Raw genomic sequence first — 17,731 nt, forward strand, 5'->3', positions numbered from 1 at the left:
GGCGTCAGCGTGGTCGCCGCAGCCCGGCGCGGATCAGGGCAGCCACCTGGGCCAGCAGCCCGATCACCGAGCCGGCCAGGCCGACGGCCAGCACGATCCGCGCCGTCAACGCCCAGTCGAAGCTGCTGCCGGTGAAGTCGAAGGGGAAGACCTGCCACAACCGCACCAGCGCGGCCAGTCCCGCACACGTCGTCACGACGCCGTTCAGGGCGACGAGCCACTCGGGGTCCTGCCACAACTGGACCAGGCCGGTGACGAGGCCCGCGAGCAGGGTGAGGTCGACCAGGCCGAGCACCGTCGGGAACGCCGGGGTGAGGAACGGCAGCACGTCCCAGCCGGGCCAGCCGTTGACCAGGACCAGCAGGACGCCGTTGAGCACGACCCCGACGAGGTAGCCGGCGCGCCGGGTCCGGACGGACGGTCTGCGCTTCCGCACACTGGTCGTCATCGTGAACTCCGTTCTCCCACCACGATCGTCGGCCGGTACGCAGGCCGGAGGCAGAGTCCTTGGTCCACGGCGGCGGGCCCTAAGGTCCGCGGTGCAGCACCTCTTCCACCGCCCGGCGCGGGCTGGACGGGTCCGCTTCCGCGGCGTAGCCGATGCGGAGGAGGGCTTGGGGGAAACCGGCCAGCCCGAGGTCTTCGCACAGCGCCGAGCGCACTTCCGGCAGGTGCAATGGCTGCGTCAGGACCGCAGCCGCCAGGCCGAGATCGACCGCCGCGAGCCAGGCGCGTTCCATCGCGTAACCGGCCCGCACGTGATCGAGCCGGGAGTCGTCGGCGGTCAGGACGAGCAGGAGCGTTTCGCTCGCCAGCCGACGCTCGAGTTCGGGCGTTTCGGGGATGTCGGTCGCGCGGCGGACCAGGCCCGCCCAGGGCACCGAACCGGCCGGGATCCGGCTCGCGGGGATGCCGACGCCGTGCCGGTGCGTCCGCTCGTCCCGAATCGGCCACAGCGACAGCTCGCGCTGGTACGCGCCGTCCTGCCGGAAGGTTTCCGCGGCGAAGTGCAGCAGCCGGGCGACGGCGGCGACCTCGTGGACAGCTCGGGTTTCCACGCCCGGCGCACCGCCGGCCGCCGTGATCCGCCGGACGACCGCGGCGGGCACGGCCACGCCTTCGAACGGCGCGCGGTGGCTGGCCCGGCGGGCGATCGCGCCGTAGCAGCGGAGCTCCTCGATCGCCGGTGCGGCCGGTTCGCCGACGGCAACCCGGGCGAGGAGGTCCGGCTGCTCGTCCTCCGGCAGGAACGAGACCACGCAGGAGCGGCCCAACGTGCGGACCGCCAGCTCGAGGTTGGCCACCGCCGCGCCGCAGGATGCGGCGCGGTCCCGGCCGTGCGGGTCGTGGTGCGGGAGAGCCGGTTCGGAGCGTTCGCGCACCGACAGTGCTCCGGGGGTGATGTCCAGCAGCCACGGCTGGATGTTGTGCACCGACGGCGCCCGCATCATCGACCGGACCAGCACCTCGGTTTCGGCGGCCGTCCAGCTCGGTGCTTACGAACAGGCCCAGCGCCGTGCCCAGCAGCGCGTCCAGCACCACGACGAGCAGCAGCACCCAGACCGAGCCTGCGATGTCGAGTCCGAGCCAGGTCAGGGAGATCCCGGCGGCCACGACCACCTGCAGCACCGCCAGCGAGCCGAACGCCAGCGCGTAGCCGAGGATCAGGTCCAGCTTGCCGATCGGCAGCGTCATCAGACGTTCCAGCGTCCCCGTCGTGCGCTCGCGCAACGTCGTCACCGACGTCAGCAGGAACATGATCGTGAACGGGAAGATCCCCAGCAGGGCCGGGGCGATCGCGCTGAACCGCGGCGCGGAATTCAGGACGTACCGCAGCAGGATCATCAGCACGCTGGGCACCGCGACGAGCAGGACGATGGTGCGGGGGTCGTGCCGCAGCTGGGTGAGGATGCGGCGGGTGGTGGGCAGCGCGCTCATCGGGCCGCTCCTTCCCGGCCCTTGATCAACCGCAGGAAAGCCCGTTCCAGGTCGACGGCGCCGGCCCGCGTCCGCAGGGCCTCCGGGGTGCCGCGAGCCAGCAGCCGGCCCCGGTGCAGCAGGAGGAGGTCGTCGCAGCGGGCGGCTTCGTCCATGACGTGGCTGGAGATCAGGAGCGTGACGCCGGTGGCGGCCAGGTCGTGGAACAGCCGCCACAGCTCGTCGCGCAGCTCGGGGTCGGAGCCGACCGTCGGCTCGTCCAGCACCAGCAGCTCGGGCGTGCCCAGCAGGGCCACCGCCAGATTGGCCCGGCCGCGCTGGCCGCCGGAAAGCCGCCCGACCAGGGTGCGGGCCGACCCGGTGAGCCCGGTCTGCGTGATGACGCGGTCCACATCGGAAAGCGAAACGCCGAGCACCGCGGCGAAGTAGCGCAGGGCCTCGGTCACGGTCAGGTCCGCGTAGATCGCCGGTTCCTGGGTCGCGTAGCCGATCCGCCGCCGCAGCTCGGGGTGGCCGGCGGGCTTGCCCAGCACCTCCACGCGCCCGGACTCGACGAGCTGGACGCCGACGATCGAGCGCATCAGCGTGCTCTTGCCGCAGCCGTTCGGGCCCAGCAGGCCGGTCACGGTCCCGCGCCGCACGGTGAACCCGATGTCACGCAGCACTTCCTCGCCGCCGCGGCGGACCCGCAGGTCCGTCACCGCGATCGCCGGCTCGTCCACGACGTCTCCTTCCGCCGGGCACCATGGTGAACGCCGTGACGGGGCCAGGGTGGTTTCCCCGGTCACCGGTCCCGGTGACTTTCGTCCCCGGTGCAAACCGTCCCGAGGAACCGATCCTGGCGGCATGGACGGATCCTGGGCCGACGTGCGCGAGACCCACATCGGCGCGGTCTTCCTCGTCGGAGACCTCGCCTACAAGCTGAAGAAGCCGGTCGACTTCGGCTTCCTGGACTTCTCGACGCGCGAAGCCCGCGAACGCGCGTGCCACCGGGAGGTGGAGCTGAACCGGCGGCTGGCACCCGACGTCTACCTCGGCGTTGCCGACGTCACCGGCCCCGACGGCGAGGTCCGCGACCACCTGGTCGTGATGCGCCGGATGCCCGAGGCCCGGCGGCTCTCGACCCTGGTCCGGCGCGGCGCACCGCTGCCCGCCACGATCCGGGCCCTGGGGCGGCAGCTGGCCGCCTTCCACAGCCGGGCCACCCGCGGGCCGGAGATCGACGCCGACGAGACCCGCGACGCGGTCCGGGACCGCTGGCGAGACAGCTTCGCGCAGGTCCGGCCGTTCCACGGCGAGGTGCTCGACCCGGCCACCGCGGACGAGATCGAAGTACTGGCCGAGGAGTTCCTCGCCGGCCGCGAGCCGCTCTTCGACCACCGGATCGCCGAAGGGCACGTCGTCGACGGCCACGGGGACCTGCTGGCCGACGACATCTTCTGCCTCGACGACGGCCCCCGCGTCCTGGACTGCCTGGAGTTCGACGACCAGCTCCGGCACGTCGACGTGCTCGACGACGTCGCCTTCCTCGCCATGGACCTCGAACGACTCGGCGCTCCCGCGTCCGGCGAACAGCTCCTGCGCGACTACCGCGAGTTCACCGGCGACCCCGCGCCTCCCGCGCTGGTGCACCACTACCTCGCCTACCGCGCGTTCGTCCGCGCCAAGGTCGCCTGCCTCCGCCACGCGCAGGGCGACCCTCAGGCGGCCGAACTGGCCCGCGAGTACGCCGACCTCACCCTGGAGCACCTGCGGTCCGGCCGGGTACGCCTGCTCCTCGTCGGCGGCGAGCCCGGCACCGCCAAGTCCACCGTCGCCGGCGCGCTCGCCGACCGGCTCGGCGCCACCCTGCTGCAGTCCGATCGCCTGCGCAAGGAACTGGCCGGGCTCACGCCGGTCCGGCGCCCCGCCGAGGGCTACCGCGAAGGTCTCTACGACGCCGGCCACACGGACGCGACGTACGCCGAGCTCGTGCGCCGCGCCGGCGAACTGCTGGCGCTCGGCGAGACCGTGGTGCTGGACGCGTCGTGGAACGCGGCCCCGCACCGCCTGCTCGCCGCAGCGGCAGCGGAACGGGCGAGCAGCCCGCTCGCCGCCCTCCGTTGCCTGGCCCCGGAAACGACGGCGGCGCGGCGCATCACGGCCCGGACCGGTGCCCTGTCCGACGCCACCCCCGAGATCGCGCACCGGATGGCCGAGGACGCCGACCCGTGGCCCGAAGCGTATCCCCTGCCGACCACGGGCACGCCCGCGGAGTCGCTCGCGCGGGCCGTGGCCCGCCTGGCGCCCGGGCACCGAAAGTCCCCGCAGCGAAGGCACTCCGGCCCTCCCGCCGGCCGCGACCGCGGTGCGAAGGTCGAGGCGGCAGAAACTCCCGACGACGAGGCAGGCCGATGATGGACCGAGCATTCCCGGACGACTTCACCGTCAAGACCGCGGTTGCCATGGCGGTCCGCGCGCCGTCGGTGCACAACTCCCAGCCGTGGTACTGGCGGCTCGGCCACAGCTCCCTGCACCTCTACGCCGACCCGGACAGGCGGTTGCCCGAGACCGACCCGGACGGTCGTGACCTGATCCTCAGCTGTGGTGCCGCGTTGCACCACGCCCGGGTCGGCTTCGCCGCGCTCGGCTGGGCCGCGGAAGTGCACCGGCTGCCCAATCCCGCCGAGCCCGACCACCTGGCGGCGATCACACTGCACCCGCACGACCCGTCCCAGGACGAGATCGCGATGGCCGCCGCCATCCCCCGGCGGCGGACCGACCGGCGCCGGCACAGCTCGTGGGTCGTCCCGCGCGGCCACGTCGAAGCGATGTCCCGGGCGGCCGCGCTGGAAGGCACCGTGCTGCAGGCCGCCGAAAACTCCGCGCGCTACTACCTGGCGACGGCGATCGAGGAGGCCGCGGACCGGCATGCCGACGACCCGGCCTACCGCACCGAGCTGGCGGCGTGGAGCGGGCGGCACCTTTCCCCCGACGGCGTCCCGGCCCGCAACACCCCGGCGCCGGACGACACCCCGAGTGCGCTCCGGACCCGGCCCTTCGCCGATCCCCTCCTGGCCCAGCCGGCCGGCGCCAAGGCCGAGGACGACGAGACGGTCCTGCTGGTGCTGAGCACCGCCTCCGACGACCGGATGTCCCGGCTGCGGGCCGGTGAAGCGACGAGTGCCGTGCTGCTGACGGCGAACGCCTTCGGCCTGTCGTCGTGCCCGTTGACCGAGCCACTGGAGCTGCCGGACGTCCGCGACACCGTGACCGAGCGGGTCACCGGTGGATCGTTCCCCCAGATGGTGCTGCGCATCGGCTGGGCCCCCGCCAACGCCGAACCGCTGCCCGCGACTCCGCGCCGCGACCTCGAAGACGTGCTGCAGCCGCTCGAGGCTCCCCCGAAGCACTTCCAGGCTTACTAGGAAAGGAGCCGGTCATGCCGTATTGGCACTATCCCGGGACCATGGGCTGGGCCGGCGGCATCGGCATGCTCGTGCTGATGGCGCTCGTCCTGGCCGCGCTCGGCGCGCTCGCCGTCGTCCTCGCCCGGCGGGCACCGCACCCACCACCACCGGCCGACACGGCCCGGCGGATCCTCGACGAGCGGTTCGCCCGCGGCGAGATCGACCAGGAGGAGTACGAACGCCGCCGGGACGCCCTGACGAGGACGACGTGACCCCGCGCGGGCGCGCGGTGCTCGTCGCGCTGGCGTGCGGCCTGGCGATCGCCGGGTGCGGAAGCGACCGGGCCGCGGCGCCACCGGCGAGCACGTCGCCCTCGGTGTCGGTGCTTCCGGCACCCGCGACGACCCCAGCCACCACTCCGGCGGCGCCCACCACCTCCGCGCCGCCCGCGGCCACGCCGCCCCCGGCGAAACCGGTGTGCCCGGAGACCGCGGGCTGGCGGACGGACGAGCGTGCCGCCGACCCGGTGAGCCGGGACGCGCTGTACCTCGTGCGAGCCGGCAGACATGCCTGCTTCGACCGCATGGTCTTCGACGTCAACGGCCCGGCGGCGGCCGGGTTCGCCGTCCGGTACGTGCCGGTGGTGATCACCGATCCGAAGGGCGACCCGCTTCCGGTGCCCGGCGGCGCGGCCCTGCAGATCGTCGTCCGCGCGCCCGCGCTCGGCACGGACAGCTCCGGGCACCAGCCCGGCCGGGTCCTGGCCGCGGTCGGTGACACCCTGACCAGCACTCCGGACTGGCCGTCCCTGCGGGCCGTCCGCTTCGCCGGGTCGTTAGAGGGACTCAGCACGTTCGCCGCCGGCGTCCGCGCGAAGCTGCCGTTCCGCGTGTTCACCCAGCTCGGCCCCCAGGACCAGGTCCGGCGCGTCATCGTCGACATCGCTCACTGAAAGGACGTCATGGACCGGCTCAGCCCGCTCGACGCGGCCTTCCTCGAGATCGAGGACGAGGACCCGGGATCGTCGCTGGCCATCGCCTCGGTCGCGATCGCCGAGGGACCGGTACCGAACCACGACGAGTTCGTCGCGGCCGTGCTCGCGCGGCTGGCCGGGATTCCCCGCTACCGGCAGAAGGTCCGCACGGTGCCGTTCGACCTCGGGCCGCCGGTCTGGATCGACGACCCGGCGTTCGACCCGCCCGCACACTTCGGGCGGGTCGCGCTCCCGGCGCCGCACGACGAGTCCGCGCTCTGCGAGCTGGTCGCGCTGCTGATGGGCGAACGGCTCGAACGCGACCGGCCGCTGTGGGAGTTCTGGGTGATCGAGGGCTTGCCGGAGGGGCGCTGGGCGATCCTGACGAAGGTGCACCACGCCCTCGCCGACGGGCTGGCGGCGACGCGGCTGCAGACCGTCCTCTTCGGCGACGCCCCGGCCGACCCGCGGCCCGCCGCCGAAGCTGCCGACCCTGGTGCGGTCAAGCTGCTGCTGGACGCGGCCGGTTCGCTGCTGCGCACGCCCTGGACCCAGTCGCGGCTGCTCGCCCGCGCACTGCTGCACCCGAACCGGCTGGCCCGCCGCGTCAGCGACGCCGCCCGCGGTCTCGCGGCGATGACGTCCGCGCTGCTGCCGGTGTCGCCGACGCCGTTGACCGGCCCGCTCGGGCGCGACCGGCGCTACTCGACCGCGTCGGTGCCGCTGGCCGACGTCCAGGCCGTCGCGCGGGCCTTCGACGTCACGGTGAACGACGTCCTGCTGGCCGCGGTCACCGGCGGGTTCCGGGAACTGCTGCTGCAGCGCGGCGAGACCCCCGCCGCCGACAGCGTGCGGTCGCTGGTGCCGGTGTCCGTGCGGACCGGCACGGCGCTCGACAACGAGGTCTCGCTCCTGCTGCCGCTGCTGCCGTTCGACCTGCCCGACCCGGCCCAGCGGCTGGTCCGGGTACACCGGAGGCTGGGCACGCTGAAGGCCGCCAAGGAGGCCGACGCCGGCGCGCTGGTCACCGCGACTGCGGCGCGCGAGCCGTTCGCTCCGGTCGCGTGGGCGATCCGGGCGGCCGCGCACCTGCCGCAGCGCAACATCGTCACGGTGACGACCAACGTTCGCGGCCCCGCCGAACCGCTGTCCGCACTCGGCCGCCGGATCGTCCGGATCCACCCGTACGTGCCCATTGCGCTGCGGGTGCGGATCGGCGTGGCGATGCTCAGCTACGCCGGCGAAGTGACGTTCGGGATCACGGCCGACGCGGATGCCGTCCCGGACACCGACGTGCTCGCCAAGGCGATCGGACGGGAGTTCCCGGCGCTGCTGGCCGCGGCCCGCTGATCACCGGCCCGCAGCGGCGAACTCCGCGGCGAGCGCGTCGACCAGCGCCTGCGGGTCGGGGATCAGCTTGCGGCCGGTGCCGAAGCCGAACCGCACCTGGCCGGCGTAGCTGAAGATGCAGATGGTGATCGCCTGGCGGCCGCTGCACGGCGCCCAGCCGACGATGCCGTCGACCTCCGCGCCCGCCAGCGTCATGCGCGCCCGCGGGCCGGGCACGTTCGTGAGCACGCCGACGGCCTTGCCGGCGAAGAACCGGCTCAGCGGCAACCCGGCCGGCGCCGGGCTCCGCGCGATCGCGTACTGCACCCCGAACGTCAGCACCGGCTCGAAGGAGTCGCGGATCCGGGCGACCCGCCGGTGGACCTCGGCGAGGCGCTCGGTGAACGTCCGGCGGCCGAGCGGCAGCTGAGCCAGTACCAGGGAGAAGTGGTTGCCGAGCGTGGCCGGGAGCTCGTCGTCGAACGACGACAGGCTCACCGGGATCAGCCAGCCGAGGTCCGACGGCCCCGGCCGGGCCGTTCCGTGGGCCGCGAAGTACCGGTCGAGGGCTCCCGCGACGAGCGCGGTGCAGACGTCGTTGATCGTCGTCCCGGTGTCGTGGCCGATCCGGCCGAGCGCGACCAGCGGGACCGGGTCGCCCCACGCCGCGGTCTTCTCGACGCCCGGTTCACCGTCCCACAGGCCGGTGGCCGTGGACGGGCCGAGCAGGTCGCCGGTCCCGGTCGCGCTGTGCCAGAGCGTCGTCGCCGCGCTCGCGACCGTGTCGACCGCCCGCCGAGGACCGCCGTCGAGGGCCGACACCAGGAAGCCGGCGACCGCGCCCGTGGCCCCCACCGCCGCGGTCGCGCCGAGGAACGGGAGGGCGACCGCTGATTCCAGCACCGGGTGCACACGGGCGGCCTGCAGCTGGACCTTGGCACCGGTGTCACCGAGGACGCGCAGCGCGGTGGCACCGAGCCGGACCACGGGCTGGGCCACCGGTTCGCGGTGGGGTCCGGCGCCGCCGACCTTCGCGTGCGGAGCGGTCTCGCTCTCGACGGGGTCCAGCAGGCTGAACAGGACCTGCGTCAACCGGATGCCGTCGGCCATCGCGTGGTGGGTGCGGCACACGAGCGCACTGCCGCCGCGGTAGCCCTGCAGCAGATCGATGGTCCACAGTGGACGTTGCCGGTCGAGCGGCTCGCCGCGCCGCGCCGCGACGAACGCCTGCAAGGCCGCCTGGTCGGTAGGCGCCGGAAGGTCGTGCACGACGAGGTGCCGGCCCAGGTCGAAGGCGGGATCGGTTTCCCAGGCGAGGGTGCGGCCGTGCCGGACGGCGCGCTGGAAGTACACCGGGTACCGCGCGAGCAGGCGGTCGGACACCAGCGACCGCAGCCGCGCGGGGTCCACCGGTGTCCGGGTCCAGAGCACCGAGGTGACGATCATCAGGTTCTCGGGCCGGTCCAGGTGCAGCCACAGGCTGTCCTGCGCCGGTATCCGGCGGTGCGGCCCGACGGTTTTCCGCGTGTTCGGCACCCTGCCACTGTGCTGCGGCACCGGATCCGGCGAAAAGGGCCGGAAGTCCTCCGCCCGCGCGGCCGAGGACCCTCCCTCCGCTCCCCGTCCGGGCGCATCGTGAAGGCGTCTGCCGACCACCGGAGCATCGGAGAAGACTCATGTCCCCCACCCACGTAGTCGTCCTGGGCAGCGGGTTCGCCGGGCTGGAGACGGCGTTCGCGCTGCGCACGCTGGCGAACCCGGACCGCGTCCGGCTGACCCTGGTCTCCGACCGCGACGACTTCCTGTTCCGCCCCAACGGCATCTACCTGCCCTTCGGTGCGGGCGAGGCACCGCTGCACGTGCCGCTCGGGAAACCGTTGCGGCGCCGGGAGATCGAGGCCCGCGTGGCCAAGGCCGAAGGCGTCGACACCGACCGCGGCTTCGTGCACACCTCCCACGAACCGGTTCCCTACGACCACCTGGTCATCGCCACCGGCGCCGCGATGCGCCCCGAGGAGGTGCCCGGCTTGGCGGAGTACGCGCGCACCGTGTGGACGCCGGGGCAGCTGCACGCGCTGGGCGAACAGCTGCAGTGGGTGGCCCAGCACGCCCGGCACGGCCGGCTGCAGCAGGTCCTGTTCCTCGTACCGCCCGGCAACAAGTGCGCCGGCCCGCTGTACGAGATCGCGCTGATGCTCGACACCTGGCTGCGCCGCCGCGAGGTCCGGGACAACGTCCAGATCGCCTTCGCCACCTCGGAGAAGAGCTACGTGCAGGCGTTCGGGCCCAAGCTGCACGACGTGGTGGCCGCCGAGTTCGCCGCCCGCGGCATCGAGGGCCGCACCGGCGTCGAACCCGACAAGGTCAGCGAGCTCGAAGTGGCCTTCACCGACGGCACCACGCACGAATTCGACCTCCTGGTGGCGTTCCCGCCGTACGTCGCCGCGCAGCGCTTCGAAAACCTTCCGGCCGACGACCGCGGCTTCCTCGTCTGCGAGGAGAGCAGGCGCGAGGTGCTCGGGCACCCGGGCGTCTACGCACCCGGCGACGCCGGCGACTTCCCGGTCAAACAGGCGTTCCTGGCTCTCCTGCAGGCCCAGGCGGTGGCCGGGCAGATCGCCGCCGACGCCGGAGTGCACCTGCCGGGGCCCGGGTTCGAGCCGGTGAGCATGTGCGTGCTGGAGATGTTCGACAAGGCGACGTTCGCGCAGGTGCCGCTGTCGGTGACCGGCGATCCCGTCCGCCCGGTCGTCGTCGATCCGGAGGCGCTCGAGGCCTACCGCGTCGGCACGTCGGCCGTCTGGCGGCTGGGCAAGAAGGCTCTCGGTTCCTACGTGCCGGGCCGGTTCCGCGCCGGGCTACCGGTGCACGCGGGGGCGGGCTGGGACTCGATGGCGTTCGGCCTGCGCGGCGCGACCCGCTGGCTCGCCCGATGAGCCTGAGGCGCCTCTTACCGCGAGAAGGCGTCCTCGGGCACGTCCCGCGCATCGGCCACCTTGACGATGCGATAGTTGCTCGGTGACCGAGCCGACGAATTCCGCACAGCCGGACTCCGTAGCAAGCCTGGCACCGGCGACCAAGCCCCAGCTGCGCCCGATTCCCCGCTGGGTCGTCGCAGTCGGCATCCCGGCGATGTGCCTGGTAGCTGCCGTCGTGGCATGGCGACTACTCAGCAGTAGCGTCACTCCGACCCAGCTGGACGCTCTCAGGACGGCGGGGACCCTCGGCGTCGGGACCGGTGGTGCGTTTGCTCTGTGGCTGGCGGTTCGGCGGCAGCGCTCGACAGAACTCGATCTGCTGCAGAAGTACGAGGCGCACCAGCTGGCGGAACGCGTAGCGGCCCAAAACGCGGCTGCAGCCGACCGTGCGGCTACACACGCCGAGCACGACGCACGCGAACGTCGACTCACCGACCTCTACCTTAAAGCCGTCGAGCAGCTGGGGTCCGAAAAGGCTGCGGTCAGGCACGGCGCTCTCTACGCTCTTGAGCGTGTGGCGCAGGACAACGTCGGTCAGCGGCAGACCGTTGTGGACGTGATTTGCGCGTACCTACGGGCGCCCTACCCCGTGACACCTGTTGAACAGCCCACCCAACGCCGCGGCGTGCACCGCTCACTACTGAGGACTTCGACAGTCCGCGACACCGTCACGACCACCGCCCGACCGGGAGTCAGTCTTTCGATTGATGCACAGCAAGAGAAGGAAGTCCGGCTGACTGCACAGAAGATCGTCTTCGGGCACCTCTGGCCAGGCGATCCCGAAGACGCCGACCCCCTATTCTGGTCGGACATCGACCTTGACCTCGCCGGCGCAACCCTCTTCGACATCGAACTTGACGACGTCGTCATCAGAAAGGCCATTTTCACCGCCGCAACTTTCGTCGGGGCCGCCCGATTCGACGGCGCACTCTTCACTGGGCGCACCAGCTTCGACGGTGCGATATTCACCGCACGCACCGGCTTTGTCGGCACCAAATTCGACAGCTACTCCAGCTTCTCTCGATCAAGATTCCGTGCCGACACCAAGTTTAACGCCGCCAGATTCTTCGAACCGACAAACTTCAGCAGCTCCGAATTTTCCAGTGTAACTCAATTCAATAGAGCATACTTCTTAGGTGAAGCATCGTTTGGAGCGGCGAAATTCACCGGCTACACAGTGTTCTCCAATGCGGAGTTTCGCGATGACGCCTGGTTCGCCGAGGCAAATTTCGGCAGCCGAGCAGTCTTCGACGGGGTCACATTCACCAAGTTCACCAGCTTTGCCGACGCGACCTTGACGGCAGCGACCTTCCAAAGAGCAACGTTCGCCAACACTACCGAATTCATTAGGACACACTTCATTGGCGAAACCGATTTCGACAAAGTGCAATTCGAAGACAGTCGACTCGTCGATTTCCGAGACGCCAGGTTCGACACGGCCCCGCCGGAGGCCCTGCACGAGCACCTGGCGGGATAGCGGCCAGCCGAGACGACATCACCGAGGCGTCGGGACCGCCGCTTCACCGTTGACCACCGCCGCCGGGGCGGCCGGCGGGGCGGCAGCGGCCGCTTCGCGGGCCAGGAACGTGCCCAGCTCGCCGATCGTGCTCATCAGCGGCGCCGGGAACACCACCGTGCTGTTGTGGTCGACCCCGATCTCCATCAGCGTCTGCAGGTTCCGCAGCTGCAGCGCCAGCGGGTGCGCCATCATCGTGTCCGACGCCGTCCCCAGCGCCGCGGCGGCCTGGGCTTCACCCTCGGCGTTGATGATCTTGGCTCGCTTCTCCCGCTCGGCCTCGGCCTGCTTGGCCATCGCCCGCTTCATCGTCTCGGGCAGCTGGATGTCCTTCAGCTCCACCAGGGTCACGTCGACGCCCCACTCGGTGGTGGTCACGTCGAGGATCTGCCGGATGTCCGAGTTGATCTTGTCGGTCTCCGCCAGCGTCTCGTCCAGGGTGTGCTGGCCGACGACCTTCCGCAGCGTCGTCTGGGCGATCTGGTCGATCGCCGCGTAGACGTTCTCGATCGCGACCACCGACTTCGTCGCGTCCACCACGCGGAAGTACGCCACCGCCGAGACGTCGACGCTGACGTTGTCGCGGGTGATGATGCCCTGCGACTGGATCGGCATCGTGACGATCCGCAGGGACACCCGGCGCAGCACGTCGATCACCGGAATGATGAACCGCAGCCCGGGCTCACGGACCCCGACCACCCGGCCCAGCCGGAACAGCACCCCCCTCTCGTACTGCTTGACGATCCGGATCGACAGCGCCAGCAAGACGACAACGACCGCACCCGCGATCCACCAGCCGATCATGACGCCACTCCCTTCGTTCGGGCCGGGACGCTCCAGCGGTCGGAGCGGCCCGCGGTCATCAGGTCGACGACCGATTCCTTGGTCAGCTCGCCGGTGGCGGACACGCCCGCCATCCGGCCCAGGTACAGCACGGCGATCCGGTCGGCCACGTCGAAGACGTCGTTCATGTTGTGCGACACCACGACCACGCCGAGGCCGCGCTCGGCGAGCCGGCCGACCAGTTGCAGCACGACTTCGGTCTGCTGCACGCCGAGCGCCGCGGTCGGCTCGTCCATGATCACCAGTTTCGAGTGCCACAACACGGCTTTCGCGATCGCCACCGCCTGGCGCTGGCCCCCGGAGAGCGAGCCGACCGGCTGGCGGACCGACGTCACCGTCGTCACGCCCAGGCTGTGCAGCGTCTCCTTCGCGGCCAGCTCCATGCGGTCCTCGTCGAGCGAAACGTGCCGGACCTTTTCCCGGCCGAGGAACATGTTCTGCACGATGTCGAGGTTGTCGCACAGCGCCAGGTCCTGGTACACCGTCTCGATGCCGAGCGCGGCGGCGTCCCGCGGCGTGCGGATGCGCACTTCGCGGCCCTGCCAGGTGATCTCGCCGGCGTCCGGGACGTGGATGCCGGCGATGCACTTGATCAGCACGGACTTGCCCGCGCCGTTGTCACCGACCAGCGCGGTCACCTGGCCGGCCGGGACGTCGAGGTCGACGCCGGCCAGTGCCTGCACCGGCCCGAACTTCTTGGTCAGGCCACGGACACGCAGCAACGGCGGGTCGGCGATGGTGCGCACGTCAGGCCGTTTCCCCGGTGACCTCGGCCAGCCGACGGCCAAGCGGGCTGTCCGGCGTGCGCGCCGGCGGCGGGATCACGGCGACCGGGCAGGTCGCGTGCCGCAGGCAGGCGCTGCTCACCGAACCGGCGAGCGCCGCACGCACCTTGCCCTTGCCGTGGCTGCCGACCACCAGCATGGTGGCGTCCTTCGCCCGCTCGGTCAGCACCCCGGCGGGATCGCCGTCCGGGGCGAAGCACCGGGCGGTCACGCCCGTGAGGTCCTTGGTCACCGCGGCGACGAGCTTTTCCAGCTCGTGGAAGTGCACTCGCCGGGCTTCTTCCAGGGTCCGGTTCACGGACGCGTCGTCGAGCATCGCATCGTGCAGCCACACCGTCACGACGTCCAGTTCGGCGCCGCTGACCGCCGCCTGCACGGCCGCCCACACGAGCGCGGCCGTGCCGGCGTCGGAACCATCGACACCGACGACGATCCGGCCTTTCGCGGTCGTTTCCGTCATCACCGCTCCTTCCACAGTCCCCTGCACCTTCAGCGAACTCCTCCCGCGCGCCGGGCGAAGCAGTCGTTCTGCCCGACCTGCGAGGACCTTGGGCCCTACGGGCGGTGCGCGCCGCCGGAGAACCATCGACGGGAGGCGACGACGACAGGGAGAGACCCATGACGGTAAGGCTCGGCATCAACGGATTCGGCCGGATCGGCCGCGACATCCTCCGGTGCGTGCTGGAGACCCCGGACAGCCCGATCGAAGTGGTCGCGGTCAACGACATCACGTCCCCGGAGATGCTGGCGCACCTGCTCGCGCACGACTCCACCTACGGACGGCTGCGCACACCGGTCGAGGTCGTCGACGGCGAGGCGCTGCGCGTCGGCGACCACCTGATCCAGGTTTCCTCCACCGCGGACCCGGCCCAGCTGCCGTGGGGCGAGTACGGCGTGGACGTCGTCGTCGAGTCGACCGGCAAGTTCCGCACCCGCGAAGCCGCCGGCGTGCACCTGGCCGCCGGCGCCGAGAAGGTCGTGATCTCCGCCCCCGGCAAGGACGTCGACGCGACGATCGTGCTCGGGGTCAACGAAGACGACTACGACCCCGCGAACCACCACATCATCTCGAACGCTTCCTGCACGACCAACTGCGTCGCGCCGATGGTGAAGGTGCTGCACGCCGTGTTCGGCATCCGCCGCGGCCTGCTCACCACGATCCACAGCTACACCGGCGACCAGGCCTTGCTGGAGCGGCCGCACAAGGACCCGCGCCGCGCCCGCTCGGCGGCGGTCAACGTGGTGCCGACCAGCACTGGCGCGGCGAAGGCGATCGGCCTGGTGCTCCCGGAGCTGGCCGGCAAGCTCGACGGTGTCGCGGTCCGCGTCCCGGTCGAGGACGGCTCGCTGACCGACCTGACGGTCGAGCTCGAGCGCCCGGTGACGGCCGAACAGGTCAACAATGCCTTCGCGGAGGCCGCCGACGGCGACCTCAAGGGCATCCTGCGCTACACCGAGGCCCCCATCGTGTCCCGCGACATCATCGGCGACCCGGCGTCCTGCGTGTTCGACGCCCAGCTGACCAAGGCCGACGCGCACCTGGCGAAGGTGTTCGGCTGGTACGACAACGAGTGGGGCTACGCGACCCGGACGGTCGAGCTGGTGGAGCTCATCGGGCGATCGCTGGGCTGAGTGTCCCGGGCGCCCGCCGGTGACGCGGCCCGGCGGGCACCCGCCCCCATCAGGCCGGGGAGACGATGTCCGGCGACAACGGCGCGATGGCGCCGATGATGTCCTGCGTGGTCTCCTCCGGCACCCCCGCCGCGAGCAGGGCATCGGCCAGGTACTTCGCGACGAGGTCGAAGTGGTGCTGAGCGATGCCCCGCCCGCGGTGGACGTCCTTCATGGACCGTCCGCGGTACTCTTCCGGGCCGCCGAGCGCCGCGGAGAAGAACTCCACCTGCATGCCCTTCAGCCGGGACATGTTCGTCCCCCGGAAGAACACCGCCAGTTCCGCGTCCGCGAGAACGCGTTCGTAGAAGTCGTCGACGACGGCCGTCAGGGCTTCGTGGCCGCCGATCTGCTCGAAGATGCTGGTCAAGTCGCCTCCCGCGCATCCTGGTCACCGTGGTGCCAGGGAACCGCGGGAAGGTTTCCGGCGCGTAAGATCACCGTCACCCGGCGGTTAGGTGGTTCTCACCGCTCGGAAGCCACGGCGGCGCCGTCGTCCTGGGGGTACTTCAGGCGGTTGCGGACCGCGACCACGCCCGGCACGGACTCGGTCAGCCACTCCGCGCGCTCCACCTCGCTGCGCCGGTCGATCACCCCGCTCAGCGTCACGACGCCGTCGTCGACCTGAACCGTCACCGTCGACGGATCCGCCCAGATCGACCGCTGCAGCACCTCGCGCTCGACGATCTCCTTGAGCTCCTCGTCCGGGCGCAGGAAGGCGCGCAGGACGTCCCGGCGGGCAAGGACCCCGATCAGCCGGCCCGAGCCGTCGACGACGTACAGGCGGCGCAGCTTCGCCTCCACCAGCCGCCGGGCCGCACCGGCCACGGGCTCGTCCTTGCCGACGGTCGGCGCGCGCCGGGTCATCAGCTCGCGCGCGGTCAGCCCCTGCGCCTTGGTCCACACCCGGCGCTTCCGGAAGACCGGCTTCTGCTTGCCCTCGCTGCCGTGACGGGCCAGCAGGTCCGCCTCGTCGACCACGCCGATCGGCCGCCGGCGTTCGTCGAGCACCGGGATCGCGGCGATGCCGTGCTCCGCCAGCAACGAGACGAGTTCCTTGAACGTCGTTCCGGGACCGGCCGTCACGACCGGCCAGGTCATCAGATCCGACACCTGCGGACCGCGCATCGCACACCTCCGTCAGACGGTTCACTTCACGTTAGGAACCCCACCGGAACCGGGCTGCGGGCGAGGGTCCCCGGCCGAAAGGTCTTTCGCCCCTTTGCCCGTGCCCGCCGATGCCCTTGCCTGGAGCACCCGTCGAAAGGAGATCCCGATGAACGACCGCAAGCGGTGGCACGACCTGAGTCCCCGGCAGCGCGGCCGGATCCGCCTCGCCGCGAGTGTCCAGCTGCTGCTCGCCGCGGCCGCCTGGTGGGACCTCGCGCGCCGGCCCGCCACCCGGGTCCGCGGCCCGAAATGGCTCTGGGCCCTGGTGATCGCGGTGAACTTCGTCGGCCCGGTGCTCTACTTCGCCCGCGGGCGCGCCACCACCATCGGGCAGAGCGCGTAGGACATCAGCGACTGGCTCGTCGACCCCAGAGCCAAACCGCGCAGCCCGCCCCGGCCCCGGCTGCCGACGACCAGCAGCTGGGCCCGGTCGGCGAAGTCCGGCAGCCGCTCGGCCGCCCGGCCGGCCACGACCTCGTGGCCCACCACGACGTCCGGGTACTTCTCGCCCCACCCGGCCAGCCGCTGGGCGAGCAGTTCCCGTGCGTACTCCTCACTCGTGCCCCACCGGCCGTTGTGGTGGCAGTGCACCGCGATCAGCGTGGCGCCCCGCCAGGACGCCTCCTCGTACGCGACCGCGATGGCTTCCTCGCTCGCGGGGCTGCCGTCGACACCGACCACGACCGGCCCGTCGGTGGGCGGCTCGTCCTCACCTGCGTGCGGACGGATCAGCGCGACCGGGCACCGCGCGTGCGCGGCGAGGGCCACCGTGACCGACCCGACCAGGACCCGGCCCAGCGGCCGAAGCCCCGGCGTGCCGAGCACGAGCATCGCGGCGCCGCCGGATTCGGCCACCAGGGCGTCGGCGGCGCGTTCGGGCCGCAGCACCGTTTCGGCTTCGACGCCCGAAACCGCGGCACCAGCCTCGGCGAGCAAGATCCGTCCTTGCGTCCCGGCCGCTTCCAGCAGCTGCTCGTACGTCGGATCGGCCCTCGGGTAGGGCGCGGGCAGTTCCGGCAGCGCGTGCACCAGGCGCAGGCCGAGCCGCCGTGCCCGGGCGACGCGCGCGGCCCACTGCACCGCCGCGAGCGCTCCCGCCGAGCCGTCGACGCCGACCACCAGTTCCGTGCCGCTCATCC

General features: G+C 71.9%; 19 protein-coding genes and 1 pseudogene. 9 read left to right on the forward strand and 11 right to left on the reverse strand.

Annotated elements, in window-relative coordinates:
- Nucleotides 1-4: 4 nt before the first annotated feature.
- From ABFJ78_RS36920 to ABFJ78_RS36935, 4 genes and pseudogenes are all read right to left on the reverse strand, one after another.
- Nucleotides 5-448 carry a hypothetical protein gene (locus ABFJ78_RS36920; RefSeq protein ID WP_436392067.1) on the reverse strand — a complete coding sequence of 148 codons (444 nt, stop codon included), beginning with the start codon at nt 446-448 and terminating at the stop codon, nt 5-7.
- A 79-nt stretch (nt 449-527) separates the two neighbouring features.
- Nucleotides 528-1,451, reverse strand: coding sequence for an Acg family FMN-binding oxidoreductase (locus tag ABFJ78_RS36925; RefSeq protein WP_436392069.1), 924 nt, complete (start codon nt 1,449-1,451; stop codon nt 528-530).
- Nucleotides 1,452-1,494: 43 nt separating this feature from the next.
- Nucleotides 1,495-1,938 (reverse strand): annotated as a pseudogene (locus tag ABFJ78_RS36930) (ABC transporter permease); the annotation flags it as partial.
- Nucleotides 1,935-2,660 carry an ABC transporter ATP-binding protein gene (locus ABFJ78_RS36935; protein WP_436392071.1) on the reverse strand — a complete coding sequence of 242 codons (726 nt, stop codon included), beginning with the start codon at nt 2,658-2,660 and terminating at the stop codon, nt 1,935-1,937. The gene ABFJ78_RS36935 and the pseudogene ABFJ78_RS36930, both read right to left, overlap by 4 nt.
- A 124-nt stretch (nt 2,661-2,784) precedes the next feature.
- Between ABFJ78_RS36935 and ABFJ78_RS36940 the strand changes: the two genes are divergently transcribed.
- The 5 genes from ABFJ78_RS36940 to ABFJ78_RS36960 are packed head-to-tail and all read left to right on the forward strand — an operon-like array spanning nt 2,785 to nt 7,650.
- Nucleotides 2,785-4,335, forward strand: a complete 1,551-nt coding sequence (locus tag ABFJ78_RS36940; protein ID WP_436392072.1) for an AAA family ATPase — start codon at nt 2,785-2,787, stop codon at nt 4,333-4,335.
- On the forward strand, nt 4,335-5,345 hold the full coding sequence (locus ABFJ78_RS36945; protein WP_436392074.1) for an Acg family FMN-binding oxidoreductase: 1,011 nt from the start codon (nt 4,335-4,337) through the stop codon (nt 5,343-5,345). Before ABFJ78_RS36940 ends, ABFJ78_RS36945 begins: the two co-directional genes overlap by 1 nt.
- A 14-nt stretch (nt 5,346-5,359) precedes the next feature.
- Nucleotides 5,360-5,599, forward strand: coding sequence for an SHOCT domain-containing protein (locus tag ABFJ78_RS36950; RefSeq protein WP_436392076.1), 240 nt, complete (start codon nt 5,360-5,362; stop codon nt 5,597-5,599).
- On the forward strand, nt 5,596-6,279 hold the full coding sequence (locus ABFJ78_RS36955) for an AMIN-like domain-containing (lipo)protein (protein ID WP_436392078.1): 684 nt from the start codon (nt 5,596-5,598) through the stop codon (nt 6,277-6,279). Before ABFJ78_RS36950 ends, ABFJ78_RS36955 begins: the two co-directional genes overlap by 4 nt.
- A 9-nt stretch (nt 6,280-6,288) precedes the next feature.
- Complete coding sequence (locus tag ABFJ78_RS36960; protein ID WP_436392080.1) at nt 6,289-7,650, forward strand: wax ester/triacylglycerol synthase family O-acyltransferase; 1,362 nt, start codon at nt 6,289-6,291, stop codon at nt 7,648-7,650.
- On the opposite strand, the gene ABFJ78_RS36965 is transcribed toward ABFJ78_RS36960, so the two are convergent.
- Nucleotides 7,651-9,165 carry a WS/DGAT domain-containing protein gene (locus tag ABFJ78_RS36965; protein ID WP_436392082.1) on the reverse strand — a complete coding sequence of 505 codons (1,515 nt, stop codon included), beginning with the start codon at nt 9,163-9,165 and terminating at the stop codon, nt 7,651-7,653. It lies immediately after the preceding gene.
- A gap of 140 nt (nt 9,166-9,305) precedes the next feature.
- Between ABFJ78_RS36965 and ABFJ78_RS36970 the strand changes: the two genes are divergently transcribed.
- Nucleotides 9,306-10,565, forward strand: a complete 1,260-nt coding sequence (locus ABFJ78_RS36970; RefSeq protein ID WP_436392083.1) for an NAD(P)/FAD-dependent oxidoreductase — start codon at nt 9,306-9,308, stop codon at nt 10,563-10,565.
- 82 nt (nt 10,566-10,647) lie between these two features.
- The gene (locus tag ABFJ78_RS36975) at nt 10,648-12,084 is read left to right on the forward strand and encodes a pentapeptide repeat-containing protein (RefSeq protein ID WP_436392085.1); all 1,437 of its coding nucleotides are present in this window, start codon (nt 10,648-10,650) and stop codon (nt 12,082-12,084) included.
- An 18-nt stretch (nt 12,085-12,102) separates the two neighbouring features.
- Here ABFJ78_RS36975 and ABFJ78_RS36980 read toward each other — a convergent pair whose 3' ends face one another.
- From ABFJ78_RS36980 to ABFJ78_RS36990, 3 genes are read right to left on the reverse strand one after another with little or no spacing between them, the layout of a single operon-like run.
- On the reverse strand, nt 12,103-12,927 hold the full coding sequence (locus tag ABFJ78_RS36980) for a slipin family protein (protein ID WP_436392087.1): 825 nt from the start codon (nt 12,925-12,927) through the stop codon (nt 12,103-12,105).
- Nucleotides 12,924-13,712 carry an ATP-binding cassette domain-containing protein gene (locus ABFJ78_RS36985; protein ID WP_436392088.1) on the reverse strand — a complete coding sequence of 263 codons (789 nt, stop codon included), beginning with the start codon at nt 13,710-13,712 and terminating at the stop codon, nt 12,924-12,926. The genes ABFJ78_RS36980 and ABFJ78_RS36985 overlap by 4 nt, the downstream gene beginning before the upstream one ends.
- 1 nt (nt 13,713) lies before the next feature.
- Nucleotides 13,714-14,211: a universal stress protein gene (locus tag ABFJ78_RS36990; RefSeq protein ID WP_436392090.1), complete on the reverse strand. Its 498-nt coding sequence runs from the start codon at nt 14,209-14,211 to the stop codon at nt 13,714-13,716.
- Nucleotides 14,212-14,369: 158 nt separating this feature from the next.
- Between ABFJ78_RS36990 and gap the strand changes: the two genes are divergently transcribed.
- Entirely contained in the window at nt 14,370-15,383 is a 1,014-nt protein-coding gene (gap, locus tag ABFJ78_RS36995) for a type I glyceraldehyde-3-phosphate dehydrogenase (protein WP_436392092.1), read from the forward strand.
- Between the two features lie 49 nt (nt 15,384-15,432).
- Here the strand turns inward: gap and ABFJ78_RS37000 are convergent, their stop codons facing one another.
- Nucleotides 15,433-15,792 carry a group I truncated hemoglobin gene (locus tag ABFJ78_RS37000; protein ID WP_436392093.1) on the reverse strand — a complete coding sequence of 120 codons (360 nt, stop codon included), beginning with the start codon at nt 15,790-15,792 and terminating at the stop codon, nt 15,433-15,435.
- Nucleotides 15,793-15,887: 95 nt separating this feature from the next.
- Nucleotides 15,888-16,550 (reverse strand): CBS domain-containing protein, encoded by a 663-nt coding sequence (locus ABFJ78_RS37005; RefSeq protein WP_436392094.1) that lies wholly within the window; start codon nt 16,548-16,550, stop codon nt 15,888-15,890.
- Between the two features lie 148 nt (nt 16,551-16,698).
- Between ABFJ78_RS37005 and ABFJ78_RS37010 the strand changes: the two genes are divergently transcribed.
- Nucleotides 16,699-16,935, forward strand: a complete 237-nt coding sequence (locus ABFJ78_RS37010) for a PLD nuclease N-terminal domain-containing protein (protein ID WP_436392095.1) — start codon at nt 16,699-16,701, stop codon at nt 16,933-16,935.
- Here the strand turns inward: ABFJ78_RS37010 and ABFJ78_RS37015 are convergent.
- Nucleotides 16,890-17,729 (reverse strand): universal stress protein, encoded by an 840-nt coding sequence (locus tag ABFJ78_RS37015; protein ID WP_436392096.1) that lies wholly within the window; start codon nt 17,727-17,729, stop codon nt 16,890-16,892. The genes ABFJ78_RS37010 and ABFJ78_RS37015 overlap by 46 nt on opposite strands.
- Between the last annotated feature and the right edge of the window lie 2 nt (nt 17,730-17,731).

Source organism: Amycolatopsis sp. MEPSY49 (assembly GCF_051337345.1).
Lineage (GTDB): Bacteria > Actinomycetota > Actinomycetes > Mycobacteriales > Pseudonocardiaceae > Amycolatopsis.